This window comes from Nostoc sp. TCL240-02 (assembly GCF_013343235.1).
GTDB lineage: Bacteria > Cyanobacteriota > Cyanobacteriia > Cyanobacteriales > Nostocaceae > Nostoc.
This window is the reverse complement of sequence record NZ_CP040094.1, coordinates 237,435-250,167: the sequence shown is the minus strand read 5'-3', so window position 1 is coordinate 250,167 and position 12,733 is coordinate 237,435. Positions and strand designations below refer to the sequence as shown.

12 protein-coding genes are annotated in these 12,733 nt (G+C 41.9%); 6 read left to right on the top strand and 6 right to left on the bottom strand.

Annotated features, from left to right (window positions below; genetic code table 11):
* Positions 1-252 precede the first annotated feature (252 nt).
* A complete protein-coding gene (locus tag FBB35_RS01245) occupies positions 253-1,902 on the bottom strand; it encodes a hypothetical protein (protein ID WP_174708136.1) in 1,650 nt (549 codons plus the stop codon).
* Positions 1,903-1,989: 87 nt separating this feature from the next.
* Between FBB35_RS01245 and FBB35_RS01240 the strand changes: the two genes are divergently transcribed.
* On the top strand, positions 1,990-5,235 hold the full coding sequence (locus FBB35_RS01240; protein WP_174708135.1) for an alpha-mannosidase: 3,246 nt from the start codon (positions 1,990-1,992) through the stop codon (positions 5,233-5,235).
* A gap of 83 nt (positions 5,236-5,318) precedes the next feature.
* Here FBB35_RS01240 and psbN read toward each other — a convergent pair whose 3' ends face one another.
* On the bottom strand, positions 5,319-5,450 hold the full coding sequence (gene psbN / locus FBB35_RS01235; protein WP_174708134.1) for a photosystem II reaction center protein PsbN: 132 nt from the start codon (positions 5,448-5,450) through the stop codon (positions 5,319-5,321).
* Between the two features lie 85 nt (positions 5,451-5,535).
* On the opposite strand from psbN, the gene psbH reads away from it, so the two are divergent.
* From psbH to pth, 3 genes are all read left to right on the top strand, one after another.
* Positions 5,536-5,739 carry a photosystem II reaction center protein PsbH gene (psbH, locus tag FBB35_RS01230; RefSeq protein WP_094327589.1) on the top strand — a complete coding sequence of 68 codons (204 nt, stop codon included), beginning with the start codon at positions 5,536-5,538 and terminating at the stop codon, positions 5,737-5,739.
* A 150-nt stretch (positions 5,740-5,889) separates the two neighbouring features.
* Positions 5,890-6,165 (top strand): TatA/E family twin arginine-targeting protein translocase, encoded by a 276-nt coding sequence (locus FBB35_RS01225; RefSeq protein WP_174708133.1) that lies wholly within the window; start codon positions 5,890-5,892, stop codon positions 6,163-6,165.
* Positions 6,166-6,316: 151 nt separating this feature from the next.
* Entirely contained in the window at positions 6,317-6,958 is a 642-nt protein-coding gene (pth, locus tag FBB35_RS01220; RefSeq protein WP_174708132.1) for an aminoacyl-tRNA hydrolase, read from the top strand.
* Between the two features lie 252 nt (positions 6,959-7,210).
* On the opposite strand, the gene rpsU is transcribed toward pth, so the two are convergent.
* The gene (gene rpsU / locus FBB35_RS01215; protein WP_174713490.1) at positions 7,211-7,390 is read right to left on the bottom strand and encodes a 30S ribosomal protein S21; all 180 of its coding nucleotides are present in this window, start codon (positions 7,388-7,390) and stop codon (positions 7,211-7,213) included.
* A gap of 405 nt (positions 7,391-7,795) precedes the next feature.
* Positions 7,796-8,140 carry a hypothetical protein gene (locus FBB35_RS01210; protein WP_163930121.1) on the bottom strand — a complete coding sequence of 115 codons (345 nt, stop codon included), beginning with the start codon at positions 8,138-8,140 and terminating at the stop codon, positions 7,796-7,798.
* A 382-nt stretch (positions 8,141-8,522) separates the two neighbouring features.
* On the opposite strand from FBB35_RS01210, the gene FBB35_RS01205 reads away from it, so the two are divergent.
* On the top strand, positions 8,523-9,359 hold the full coding sequence (locus FBB35_RS01205; protein ID WP_174708131.1) for an SPFH domain-containing protein: 837 nt from the start codon (positions 8,523-8,525) through the stop codon (positions 9,357-9,359).
* A 3-nt stretch (positions 9,360-9,362) separates the two neighbouring features.
* Here the strand turns inward: FBB35_RS01205 and folP are convergent, their stop codons facing one another.
* Together folP and tpiA are read right to left on the bottom strand one after the other, a co-directional pair.
* Complete coding sequence (folP, locus tag FBB35_RS01200; RefSeq protein ID WP_174708130.1) at positions 9,363-10,223, bottom strand: dihydropteroate synthase; 861 nt, start codon at positions 10,221-10,223, stop codon at positions 9,363-9,365.
* Between the two features lie 52 nt (positions 10,224-10,275).
* Positions 10,276-11,007 (bottom strand): triose-phosphate isomerase, encoded by a 732-nt coding sequence (gene tpiA, locus FBB35_RS01195; protein WP_174713489.1) that lies wholly within the window; start codon positions 11,005-11,007, stop codon positions 10,276-10,278.
* Positions 11,008-11,247: 240 nt separating this feature from the next.
* Between tpiA and FBB35_RS01190 the strand changes: the two genes are divergently transcribed.
* Positions 11,248-12,729, top strand: coding sequence for a GTP-binding protein (locus FBB35_RS01190; RefSeq protein WP_174708129.1), 1,482 nt, complete (start codon positions 11,248-11,250; stop codon positions 12,727-12,729).
* The last annotated feature ends 4 nt before the right edge of the window (positions 12,730-12,733 follow it).

The window sequence follows — 12,733 nt, the reverse complement described above, 5'->3', positions numbered from 1 at the left end:
TTGTTTAATATATTGATTCCAGGAAGGTCTTGACGCTTAGAATTCTTCTTACGCATTACTTTCAAAGAGATTTGGCTAGTTTTTTGTAGGTCGTCGGTCTAGAATTGAAACCTGAAAAAACGAAGCTAAATCACAGAAGTTTGGTAGGGTATTTCATGTCATTAGTCGAGGAGAGCGGTGAGTATGTCAAAAGTTTTAATTAAGAACTATGTTAGCGAGACCTTGAGCGTCATTACGAATTACGAATTAGTGTTATTTTCCCTGCCACATCTGCCGTAATGACTGAAAAATCTTTACAAATTTCTCTTCTAGCCAGAGCATAGCATAATCAACCCATTCCAGAAGTTGCTCTAAGGGATGCTTCTCATATCCTGTTGAAGTTGCTTTGGTTTCTATCCAGTCTGGCTGTGCCTCAACTTGACTACTTTGATGAAACTGCTGTTGTAAAATTTCCCCTTTACGAATCTCGCGTTTATTTAGGGAAGTATGGGCTTGAGTTTGTTTTGCAGAGGAAACTTTTCCAGATATTTTTTGGCTTGAGGCAAGATTACTAGTTGCTTGTTTCTTTTGCACCAAACCAGATCCGATTTTAGGTTGTTTTACAGTTAAATTCTTTTGGGGAAAATGCCCTACTGATAAACTTGCCGCTAAAGCAGGATTTTGAACTTGAGAACCTCTCACTGATTTCTCACCAACGGTTTCAGTGTCTCCAAATAAATCATTCCATGTTAGCCAAGGATCACCAGCTAAATCCTGGTTCTCCAATAGAGGGCTTTTAGACAAGGCTTTTCTAAAGCGTGATGATAATAGTTTACCTGGCAATTGCTCATCACTAGTTGTTGAATCAAGTGTTTTTCTATTACCAACACCAAAAAAGTAATTAAGCGCCGCCTCAATCAAAGCCTGAATATTCAGTGTATGAGTTTCCAAACCATCAGTAGTGGTTGCAATTTCTCCCTTAGCAGCTAATTGCTCTTTGCCATAAAGAAATATGTTTAACTGAGTTTGGGCAACTTGAACAATTTCCTGGCTACGTTCTTGCACAGGTACTAAAGCATTTGACTCCAACTTAGCAACAGCTATATCTAGAAATGCTAATAATCTTTCAGTATTAAGTAAATCTTTTGATATGCCCTCAGCTAAAGCTGGAATTTTGGTTGTATTCCCATCAGTTAGTTTTGCTAATAAACGGTCAATTTGTGGTAGTAGCTCCGTTTCTTTTTTGGCTATAATCAACCGCCAAGACTGCCAGTAATTAGCAACTTCGTTAATAATTCGCTCTTCTAACTTTGCCTGCTGCTGGGGTGTCAAAATATCTAAAATTTCATTTTCGGTAGTAACAAGTACTAAATTCCGATTCCTCAAATTTGTGGCAATTCCCCGCACTGCTGGAAATTGCTGTTTTAGAGCGTTATCTAACTGTAAAGAGTTGATAATCCCCGCTTTATTCTCTGTAATACTTGAAGATTCTATATAACTTACGTTATTTGTCGAGTTTTTATCAACAAACTTCAGCCGAAAAACTCCCAATAAAGCCAAGGGATTGAAAGTTTCAGATGTTTTTGTAGGAGTGGAGACAGCTTCATCTGACAACACGTAATTGACTGCTTCTAGTACTTGTTGAATAGGACTATCAGCATTTGGAATTTCGGGCTGGAAATCAGTATCATTTGGTTGTAATTTTAGTCTAGTTTGTGGCTCTTTGGTCTGTAGCGTTTTCCCAGATGATTCAGATGACTGAAACAGTAGATACACTGGGTAAAGTAGTGCCTCCACACCCCACTTAGTGGCAACTTGCAAATGCCGGAAGGTGTGTTCCCACTGTTGTGTCACCCGCCGAGATTGCTGGTGGACAAAGTTAAATAGTCTGCTTTGATAACGACCAGAGGAACCAGAAGACATAGTAGTAATTTTTTAGTTCAAGTCTTGTTAAGTTGTGAGACTCTCGCCAAACAATAAAAATAACCAACACTTTATCTTAGCGAATATATGACCCCGACTGTCTCTCAATCTCATACCAAAATCATCTCACAAGCAATTGAGCAACTGCGCTCTTTTTGCCAAGTTAATCTTCAGTCTAGCTGGCTATATCAGGAATCTGACCTGATTATTACTGATATTGTCGCTACTGATTTGTCTCATTGGCAACCTGTTCAGTTGAATGCTAAAGAACATATCGCTTGGACTGGGGGGAAAAAAGTACTATGGCTAGTGCAAAGGTTGGTAGTGCCCCAAGATTTACAGGGTTATCCTTTAGCTGGGTTATCTTTGCGGCTGGCGCTGGTTTGGTGGGCAGATTCTGCTGAGATTTATGTGAATGGGGAGTTAGTACTGAAGGGTGATTTATTTGATTGTTCGCCGAGAGTGCTTCTGGGTCAGGGGGTAACACCAGGAGAAGAGTTTGTTGTAGCTTTGCGGTTAGAGAGTCCGGGACATTGTGATGGTGCTTTAGTGCGATCGCTCCTAGTTTATGAGTCTACTGTTGATAATAATCCCGATCCGGGTTTTGTGGCTGATGAATTAGCTGTGTTGCAACTTTATTTAGAAAAGTTTGTACCGGAGAAGTTGGATGTTTTGGCGGCGATGGTGGGGGAGGTTACGAACCGCAGAGGCGCAGAGGACACTGAGGAAGAAGAGTTGGTAAAGTCATTTTTATCTCTACGCCAAAACTTAATTCAATCCGACATCTTAGCCCCTCTTTTGCAGGGGGATTTAAAATCTAAAATTTACTTATTGGGTCATGCTCACTTAGATTTAGCATGGCTATGGCCTGTGAGTGAAACTTGGAATGCGGCGCAAAACACTTTTGAGTCGGTTCTGAAGTTGCAAGCAGATTTCCCTGAGTTAATTTTCTGCCATTCCACTCCCGCACTTTACGCTTGGATTGAGGAACATCGCCCGGATTTGTTTCAAGCGATTCAAGCACAGGTAGCTGCTGGACGTTGGGAAGTTGTCGGCGGGATGTGGGTGGAACCGGAACTCAATCTAATTTCTGGTGAATCAATAGTCCGTCAGCTATTGTATGGTCAAAGATACATCCAGGAAAAGTTTGGACAGTTTTCAACTATGGTATGGGTTCCAGATACTTTTGGTTTCTGTGCAACTTTACCGCAGTTTTTCGCCAATGCTGGAATTGAGTATTTTGTCACCCAGAAGTTACGGTGGAATGATACTACTAAATTTGATTATGGAGCTTTTTGGTGGCGATCGCCTGACGGTAGCGAAGTCTTTAGTTTGATGTCTGCACCTATCGGTGAAAGCATTGACCCAGTTAAAATGGCATCCTACGCTCTGGAATGGCAATCTCAAACTGGTTTATCAGAATCCCTCTGGCTTCCCGGTGTCGGCGACCACGGCGGCGGCCCCACTCGTGATATGTTAGAAACCGCCCAACGCTGGCAAAAGTCGCCTTTCTTCCCCGATATCGAATTCACGACAGCTGAAAAATATTTACAACAAATTGTAGAGACGCGATTCATCGCGTCTGTCAGTAATTATGATTCTCCCCCTGCTTCCCCATCTCCCTCATTCCCCATCTGGAATGACGAACTATACTTAGAATTCCATCGCGGTTGCTACACTACCCACGCAGATCAAAAACGTTGGAATCGTCGTTGTGAAAATTTATTATATGAAGCTGAACTCTTTGCTACCTTGGCAACCATAAGCTGTGGTGTGACATATCCTAAACCAAAAATTGAAGCAGCTTGGAAGCAGGTTTTATTTCAACAGTTTCACGATATTTTACCTGGTTCTTCAATTACCCAAGTTTACATAGATGCCTTACCCCAGTGGCAGCAAGTAGAACAGGTGGGAACGAAGATATTACAGGAATCACTTTTAGCGATCGCATCTCACATTACCCTATCAGAACCACCAAAACCCAATAGTTTACCTATTTTCGTTTTCAATTCTCTCAATTGGCAGCGTTCTGAGGTAGTCTCTGTAGCTTTACCCACACAAGAAGAATGGCAGATTTACGATACTTCTGGAAAGCAACTTGTCTCCCAATTATCTGAACCATCAACCCTACTATTTCTCGCCACCGAAATTCCACCAGTAGGCTACCGCATATTTTGGCTTTCCCCCTCATCTTCTTCATCCCCTTCATCCCCCCCATCTCCCTCACTCCTCCCAGACTGGATTTTAGAAAATGAATTCTTGCGGGTTGTTATCGATCCTGATACTGGGGATTTATCAAGTGTTTTTGATAAAACTTATCAACGAGAACTTTTGAGTGGTGCGGGAAATCAACTACAAGCTTTTAAAGATAGCGGTCAATATTGGGATGCTTGGAATATAGACCCCAATTATGCCCAACATCCCTTACCCTCAACAAATCTTCAATCTATTCAGTGGCTAGAACAAGGGCCAGTGCAAATTCGTGTGCGCGTGGTACGTCAATTGGGTGAATCGGAATTTTGCCAAGACTATATTTTGCAAGCTGGTTCACCTCTACTGAAGATAGCTACCACCGTCAATTGGCAAGAAAATCATGTATTGGTGAAAGCTGCTTTTCCTCTAAATATCGAAGCAGACTTTGCTACTTATGAAATTCCCTGTGGCGCGATTCGCCGGACAACTAAACCCCAAACCCCCGCAGAAGAGGCAAAATGGGAAGTCCCCGCTTTGCGTTGGGCTGATTTGACAGTAGAAACACAGGAGGGTATTCACGGAGTTAGTTTGCTAAATGATTGTAAATATGGCTACGACAGCAAACCAAATCAACTCCGCTTGACACTCCTACGCAGTCCCAATTGGCCAGACTCAGAAGCTGATATAGGTTTTCATGAGTTTACATATACCTTGTATCCTCATGCTGGTAGCTGGCAATCAGCCCATACAGTACGGCGTGGCTATGAATTGAATATACCGTTACAAGTCATATTGAATCCTGCTAATGAAAACCCACCTGAAAATCCTTCCCTTTCTGCTGGTAAAGATGGGTTGGGGGTGAGTTTCCTAGGTTTAGCAGCTGAAAATTTAATCTTGATGGCCTTGAAGCCATCAGAAGATGACCCACAGCAGTTAATTCTGCGGTGTTATGAATGTCACGGAGAAACAGCCGAGTTATCTTTGCAAAGTAATTTAGGGTTAAATCTAGGAGATACAGTAGATTTATTAGAGCGTTCCTCTACTACTGAATTCTCATCTGGGCAACAACTCTTAACAATACAGCCTTGGAAAATCGCCAGTTTCAAGGTAATACCAGCGATAAATTCCAGGCTGGAGTGAGCCACTATTGCTCTGTCAGTGGGTAGTTGTGATTTTCTACAGACCACAAACCACTGACTAATGACCAATGATTAATGACTGTTTTAATCTTCATGATCGTCAAACGGATCGTTCAATTCCTTGCTAGGAGGGCCAAAAGAGGTATAAATTGAAATTCCGGTGATGGCAATCACCACGGCGGCCATAGAAATGCTAAGAACTATTGCGGGTTCCATAATTGAGGGATAGATGATGAGTGCTATTCTTATAGAATATTACAGAAGATTAAAAAAAGCTTTGGCAAGTAATATTAGGTGAACTATGGCACAAAGGACTAGGTTGGGAGATATCCTGAAACCACTTAACTCTGAGTATGGAAAAGTGGCTCCAGGTTGGGGTACTACCCCTGTGATGGCTGTTTTTATGGCGCTATTTTTTGTGTTTTTGCTGATTATTCTGCAACTTTACAATAGATCACTGTTAGTTCAGGATGTAAATGTCGATTGGCGGAGTTTAGGACGCTAACGGATACACCGCTATCAAGTTTGGATAACAAGTTAAGTTACACCCGGTTCTTCCGGGTTTTTTTGTGAATGGTCAGTGCATACTAACTATTGAGTAGACTACATAATATATGAGTTTCTGTAGTGGTTCTATAGTTGACAGGAGACAAAAATGAATATATTTGGTATCGGTCTGCCGGAAATGGCTGTAATTATGGTAGTGGCGCTGTTAATCTTTGGGCCAAAAAAGCTACCAGAAATTGGTCGGAGTGTGGGTAAAACAATCCGTAGTTTCCAAGAAGCTTCAAAGGAGTTTCAAACCGAGTTTCAAAAAGAAGCAGAACAGTTAGAAGAAGCTGTCAAGACTACTGCTGAATTGGAACCTAAGCAAATCTACCCTGCTAAATCGGAGCAGGATACTACCGCTAGTTCTTCTCAACCTAGCTAGTAGTTTGTCTCATTAGCTACCAAGGGTGAACAAGTTCGTAGTAAGGACTTTAGTCCTGGATTTTAAGCACTGAAGTGCTTACTACAAACCCTCAAAACTAGCTTAGACACTGTACTAAGTGAGTGATGCATATCAATTGACTATAGGCAAAATGACAGAAGCTGTTACACAACCAGCTTTGGTGATTCCACAACTAATTGTTGGTTTGGGGAATCCAGAAAGCAAGTACGACCAAACACGCCATAATATCGGCTTTGCTGCTGTAGAAGCCCTCTCCCGTGCTTGGCGCATTTCCTTAGCAGAAAACCGCAAGTTTCAAGGTGAGTATGGCGAGGGTATGGCCCCAGTTGGAGGTAAGATTCGCTTGCTAAAGCCGTTAACTTATATGAATCGCTCAGGACAGTCAATTCAAGCGGTGACAAGTTGGTATAAATTGCCGCCTGAGTCAGTGCTGATAATTTACGACGATATGGATTTGCCTTTGGGAAAAACTCGGCTGCGCTTATCTGGTTCGGCTGGGGGACATAACGGGATGAAAAGTGCGATCGCACATCTGAGTACCCAAAACTTTCCCCGTTTGCGAATCGGTATTGGTAAACCCAAAGGTGCAGCTGATAACGATGATTCTAATACTGTCTCCCACGTTTTGGGGCGATTCTCCTCTGCCGAAAATCAGCAGATGTCTCTTATACTTCAGTTTGTGGTTGAGTGTATTGAACTAAGTCTCAAACAGGGAGTAGAAAAGGCGATGAATGTTTGTAATAGCCGCACCATTAATAATTCTGAGTCTTAGGGGCCAGCTTGTTTGGTAAAGGCGCTTATTTTGGTTGATGGGCAGCGATTTTAGCTTGCTCCATCCAACCAAAATAAAGCCCTTAACGCGCTCTATACCGTAATTGAGGTGCGGCATAGTTTTCTTAATTTTTGTAAAAATAATGGCTGACGCTGTTACGCTGCCCATCCTTAAAAAAACAGGTGTGCGTGATCGCGATTCTCTCTTCAGTGATTCCAAGAGAAACGAAGCCATCCTTCAAAGCTCATAGGTTTATTTAAAATTTCTTTTGCGTCTAGCTGACACTGCCTTACGTTTGCGTTTTTCAATGGGTGTTTCAAAGTGCCGATGATATTTCACATCAGCTAATATCCCAGCTTTGGAAACCTGACGTTTAAACCGACGCAAAGCTGAGTCTATTGCTTCATTTTCTCCAAGAATCACTTGGGTCATTCTTGCTTGTTCCTCATAATCAACATTTTCCATTGTAATAGTAGCCTCAACCTTAGTAAAACCCCCCGATCTAAAGTCATCATTAAGAGACTATCCATCCAGTTGACACGGATTATGTGTGCCTGTCGAACGTCAAATTGGCACTTAACTAAAAGTTAATTTAAGCGCTCTAATGCACTCTCAGCACTAGTAGAGCAGATAGAGAAATTATAATGTCAAATTTTCCTGACTGTAATATGAAGTAGCGACAAGTGTAGTTTTGGCTACTATCACAATCCTAAGTTATTCGCGAGATAGAAAGTCCCCAACTTCTGTGATAAGTTGAGGAACTTTGTCTTTCAATTCATATTAATCAAATAAGATTGCTATAGCAAATATGATAAAATTTGATTATATTTCAAAACTTTAAAAGTTTATTCTGCCCTCATTCAATAATTTATATCCAGTTGCTAATGCGCCGAAAGCAACAAATAGATTCCATAAGCTAGTTGATCTGAAAATTACTCCACCACTCAAGAAAACTAGTACTATCCCAATACCTAACAAAATCCATCCAAGCTGACTAGCTTCTCTGCGATAAAACACCAATGTAAACACACCTGCCATAATCGCTAATACGGAAGCTGTCGCTGGTAATCTGCTGGAAAAAGGTATGTAGTAACCGCTAACAAATATAATATTTTGACCAAAAAAGTATAACCCTGTGAAAAATAGGATTAAACCTATAAGTTTTATTAACAATCTGCCCATAATATTTTTATATTTTTAATGTCTGAAGCCAATTTTAACCCGATTTATAGGGGAATTTTTAAACCGCTACTAAATTTTACGTAAAATTAATTAAATTTAAGTGAATATACTGTATGTCAGTCCAGACTGGCTAAATATGTCAGTACAAGTAATGTTGATTACATGAAGTAGTCCTTGCCAGGGTGCGATCGAGGTGCTTTAATAGCGATCGCATTCCGCAAAATAGTTTTACTTACAAAATTATGTACAAGACTCGCAGCGACTCGACATCGCTGCAGGTGTTCATAAAATTACAGACTCAAAACATTAAACTCTAAAGATATGACAAGCTAGTAGCATATCTTTGACACTAAATTCTCCCAAAAGCCGAATAGGAGCATACATGGAGCCAATTATTGCTATAGTTTTAGCCCTTATAGGTTATGCATTAGGTTCTGCAAAACTGATTAATCAAGGAAATGAAGCGCTAGTCGAACGTTTGGGGCGGTATCATCGGAAACTTAAACCGGGGCTGAACTTTATTGTTCCCTTGGTAGATCAGATTGTGATGGAAGATACTACACGAGAGCAGTATACAGACATCAAACCTCAGAATGTGATCACCCAAGATAATATTTACGTAGAAGTGGATGCTATTGTATACTGGCGCATTCGAGATATTGAGAGAAGCTTTTACGCGATAGAGGATCTGCAAGGGGCATTAACACAGATAACTACAACTACGCTCCGAGAGATCATTGCCCAAAATACCCTAGAGCAGACCAACGTCTCTAGAGCAGAAATGGACTCAGCTATCTTAGATCAGTTGAATAATGTAACGGCAGATTGGGGAGTTGAGATTCTCCGGTTAGATATTCAGAGAATTACCTTACCTGAAAGTGTGCGAAAGTCTAGAGAAGAGGAGCAAGCCGCCGTCATCAAAAAACGGGCGCTAATTACCGAAGCCGAAGGGGAAAAGGAAGCTGCTATTAAGAAAGCAGAAGGAACTATGGCTTCAGTGCAAATCATTTCTCAAGCTCTCCGTTCCAATCCAGATAGTAGGGACATTTTGCGGTATCTCGTGGCTCAAGATTACGTAGATGCTAGCCAAAAACTTGGTGAGAGCAGTAATGCCAAAATTGTCTTTGTAGACCCAGCTAACTCAAGTGAAATGTTTCAAGAGTTGATAGCTGAGTCAGTAACACAAGAAGGTAACGGCAAAAAAACCGAAGAACGGTAATACTTAGCAATCATGCTGTATGGGTTGTCTCAATAGGGCATCGGCGACTAGTGAAACATCGTGCATTTCTTGAACATCGTGAATTCGGAGGATATCAGCGCCATTAAAAATAGCAGCACAACAAGCTGCTGCCGTTCCCCAAACTCGTGCTTTGGGATCTGGTTGATTTAAAATGCGACCAATGAAACTTTTACGGGATGCTCCTACCAAGATAGGACAATTGAGTGTTGTTAGCGATCGCAAGCCGTGAAAAATTTCTAAATTTTGCTCATAGTTCTTAGCAAAACCAACACCAGGATCAATAATAATCTTATCCAGATCGATGCCCGCATTAGTTGCTATCTCAATTTGCCGAGCCAAAAAACTAGAAATTTCACCGAGCAAATCTTGATAATCAGTCTGTTGTTGCATCGTCTGTGGTGTTCCCCGGATGTGCATTAAAATAATCGGCACACTTAACTCTGCAACTGTCGGCAACATTTCTGAGTCAAAAGTGCCGCCAGAAATATCATTAATAATATCCGCTCCAGCTTCTACAGATGCCCTGGCTACAGCCGCACGGGTTGTATCTACAGAAATCGGGACTGAAATTTCTGGTCTTAGCACCTGTAACACCGCTAACACCCGGTCAAGTTCCTCTGCCAGAGTTATTTGCTTTGCCCCTGGCCTAGTTGATTGACCGCCCACATCGATAATGTCAGCACCAGCCGCTACCAGTGCTTGCGCCTGTATTAAAGCCGCAGAGGTAGTGTTAAACTCACCCCCATCACTAAAGCTATCAGGCGTTACATTCAAAATACCCATCAAATAAGTCCGCTGTCCCCACTCGAAACAGCGTTCTCGAATTATCAAATTGCTTGGCATAAATCTACATTAGGCATTCCCATGCAGAGCATGGGAACGAAAAGAAAGCACATTACACTAAGTGAAAATTCACAATCCGAGCGAAACTTTCAGGTTCTAAACTTGCTCCTCCCACTAAAACGCCATCGATTTCTGGTTGAGCCATGATTTCATCAATATTATTTGGCTTAACTGAGCCACCATATTGAATTGATACGTTTGGATTACTCAACTGGCTCCGAATTAAGCCAATTATTCGATTAGCTTCCACTGCTTCACAAGTGTCACCAGTACCAATCGCCCAAATCGGTTCATAAGCAATCACCAAATTATGCTGATCGATATCTACCAAACCTTTATCGAGTTGGAGAGCAATCAGCGATTCAGTTTCTCCTGCATCTCGTTGTTGTTTAGTTTCACCAACACAGAGAATAGGGGTCAAACCAAACCTTTGAGCAGTTCGGAGGCGCAGATTAACAGTTGCGTCCGTTTCACCAAAGTATTGCCGTCGTTCACTATGACCGACAATCACAAAGCGCACACCACTTTCTGTCAGCATTGGGCCAGAAATCTCACCCGTATAGGCTCCAAATTCTTCCCAATGGATATTTTGTGCCCCTAGTTGGATGAGGCTACCGTGCAAACTCTTGGACAAACCACTTAAATCAGTGAACGGAGGACACAATATTACTTCTCGCCCTTCGGGGGTTTCCTCTAAGTGGGGCAGAAATCCTTGTAAAAACTCCTGGGCCTCTGCCTGGGTTTTGTACATTTTCCAGTTGCCGGCAATAACGATTTTCCGCACAGGTAATTTAGTCAAGATCCTAACGTGCTATTTAGATGCATTTTTCAGTTTATGACTTTTTGTTGGTCATTAGTCATTGGTCATTAGTCATTGGTCATTGGTTTATTTCTTCCCACTCCTCACTCAGCGTTGATGAGGGTTATTCTCCTTTGAGCCACAAACCCCTGCTAAAAATAACTAGGATAAGAGACAGGGCTAATTTAAAAATCTAAAATTTAAAATCTAAAATCTAAAATTGATATGACTTCGACATTACCCGTGCCTGAACCTCATCAAAGCGATTCTGTTAACACTGAAGCAAATTCTCCTAGTTGGGAGGAAGAACTGGATAATGCCATTTTCAGTTTTGAAGACATTCAGACGGAACTGAACTATAAACAAGCACAAACGGCGCTGCGAAACTTGGTAGCCAATCTCGACCTCACCCCACAAGAAAAAACCGGATTGGAAACGGAAATTGCTGATTTGGAAACCATGCTGGGGAAGTTAGACCGGATGGTGGTGCAGATTGCGACTTTTGGCATGGTAGGGCGTGGTAAGTCTTCGCTACTCAATTCTTTGGTGGGACAAACAGTATTTGAAACAGGGCCCCTGCACGGTGTCACCCGGACTGCACAAACAGTTAATTGGAGTATTAGCGAGGAAGCAATTGGAGAAACTGAACGGGCTTTGCGGGTTACTCTCCCTAGTGTAGGTCAATCGCAGGTGGAATTAATTGATACTCCTGGGTTAGACGAAGTTGATGGTGCAACCCGTGCCGCATTAGCTGAACAGATTGCTAAACAAGCGGATTTGATTTTGTTTGTGATTTCTGGCGACATGACAAAGCTAGAATACGCTGCCCTTTCTCAGTTGCGGGAAGCAGGTAAACCGATAATTTTAGTGTTTAACAAAGTAGACCAGTATCCAGAAGCAGACCGGATGGCTATTTATCACAAAATTCGGGATGAAAGGGTGCGGGAATTAGTCACGCCTCTAGAAATTGTCATGGCTGCGGCATCGCCATTGGTAAAGACGGCAATTCGTCGCCCTGATGGTACTAGGGGCATACAGCTGCGTACAGGGAATGCCCAAGTCGAAGAACTAAAGTTGAAAATCTTGGAGATTCTGCATCGTGAGGGTAAAGCCTTGGTTGCTCTTAATACCATGCTTTATGCCGATGTTGTAAATGAGCAGTTAATCGAACGAAAACTGATGATTCGGGAACAGAATGCTAATCAGTTGATTTGGAAGGCTGTGATGACTAAGGCATTAGCGATCGCACTTAATCCTGTAACTGTGGTAGATATTCTGAGTAGTGTGGTCATTGATATTGCTCTGATTTTGGGTTTATCTAAGCTTTATGGCTTCTCTATGACCGAAGCTGGTGCTGTACAACTGCTACAAAAAATCGCCCTGAGTATGGGCGGAATTGGTGCTAGTGAATTGTTAGCAAACTTGGGTTTGAGTGGATTGAAAACTTTACTTGGTATCTCTGCAACAGCTACAGCAGGTATTGCCCTTGGCCCTTATATATCAGTGGCACTTACGCAAGGGGGAGTAGCTGGTGTTTCTTCTTACGGTATTGGACAAGTTACCAAAGTTTATTTAGCCAACGGCGCAACTTGGGGGCCTGATGGGCCGAAAGCAGTAATTAATCGCATTTTGACAAACCTGGATGAAACTTCAATTCTCAATCGGATTAAAGATGAATTACTCCATAAGGTAAAACTCAGAAAATGATGTA

What these genes read in the sequence shown, in the direction of transcription:
- pth (WP_174708132.1), top strand. Translation starts at nt 6,317, where the DNA reads ATGACAGAAGCTGTTACACAACCAGCTTTGGTGATTCCACAACTAATT.
- rpsU (WP_174713490.1), bottom strand. Translation starts at nt 7,390, where the DNA reads ATGACCCAAGTGATTCTTGGAGAAAATGAAGCAATAGACTCAGCTTTG.
- folP (WP_174708130.1), bottom strand. Translation starts at nt 10,223, where the DNA reads ATGCCAAGCAATTTGATAATTCGAGAACGCTGTTTCGAGTGGGGACAG.
- psbN (WP_174708134.1), bottom strand. Translation starts at nt 5,450, where the DNA reads ATGGAACCCGCAATAGTTCTTAGCATTTCTATGGCCGCCGTGGTGATT.
- FBB35_RS01245 (WP_174708136.1), bottom strand. Translation starts at nt 1,902, where the DNA reads ATGTCTTCTGGTTCCTCTGGTCGTTATCAAAGCAGACTATTTAACTTT.
- FBB35_RS01240 (WP_174708135.1), top strand. Translation starts at nt 1,990, where the DNA reads ATGACCCCGACTGTCTCTCAATCTCATACCAAAATCATCTCACAAGCA.
- psbH (WP_094327589.1), top strand. Translation starts at nt 5,536, where the DNA reads ATGGCACAAAGGACTAGGTTGGGAGATATCCTGAAACCACTTAACTCT.
- FBB35_RS01210 (WP_163930121.1), bottom strand. Translation starts at nt 8,140, where the DNA reads ATGGGCAGATTGTTAATAAAACTTATAGGTTTAATCCTATTTTTCACA.
- FBB35_RS01190 (WP_174708129.1), top strand. Translation starts at nt 11,248, where the DNA reads ATGACTTCGACATTACCCGTGCCTGAACCTCATCAAAGCGATTCTGTT.
- FBB35_RS01225 (WP_174708133.1), top strand. Translation starts at nt 5,890, where the DNA reads ATGAATATATTTGGTATCGGTCTGCCGGAAATGGCTGTAATTATGGTA.
- FBB35_RS01205 (WP_174708131.1), top strand. Translation starts at nt 8,523, where the DNA reads ATGGAGCCAATTATTGCTATAGTTTTAGCCCTTATAGGTTATGCATTA.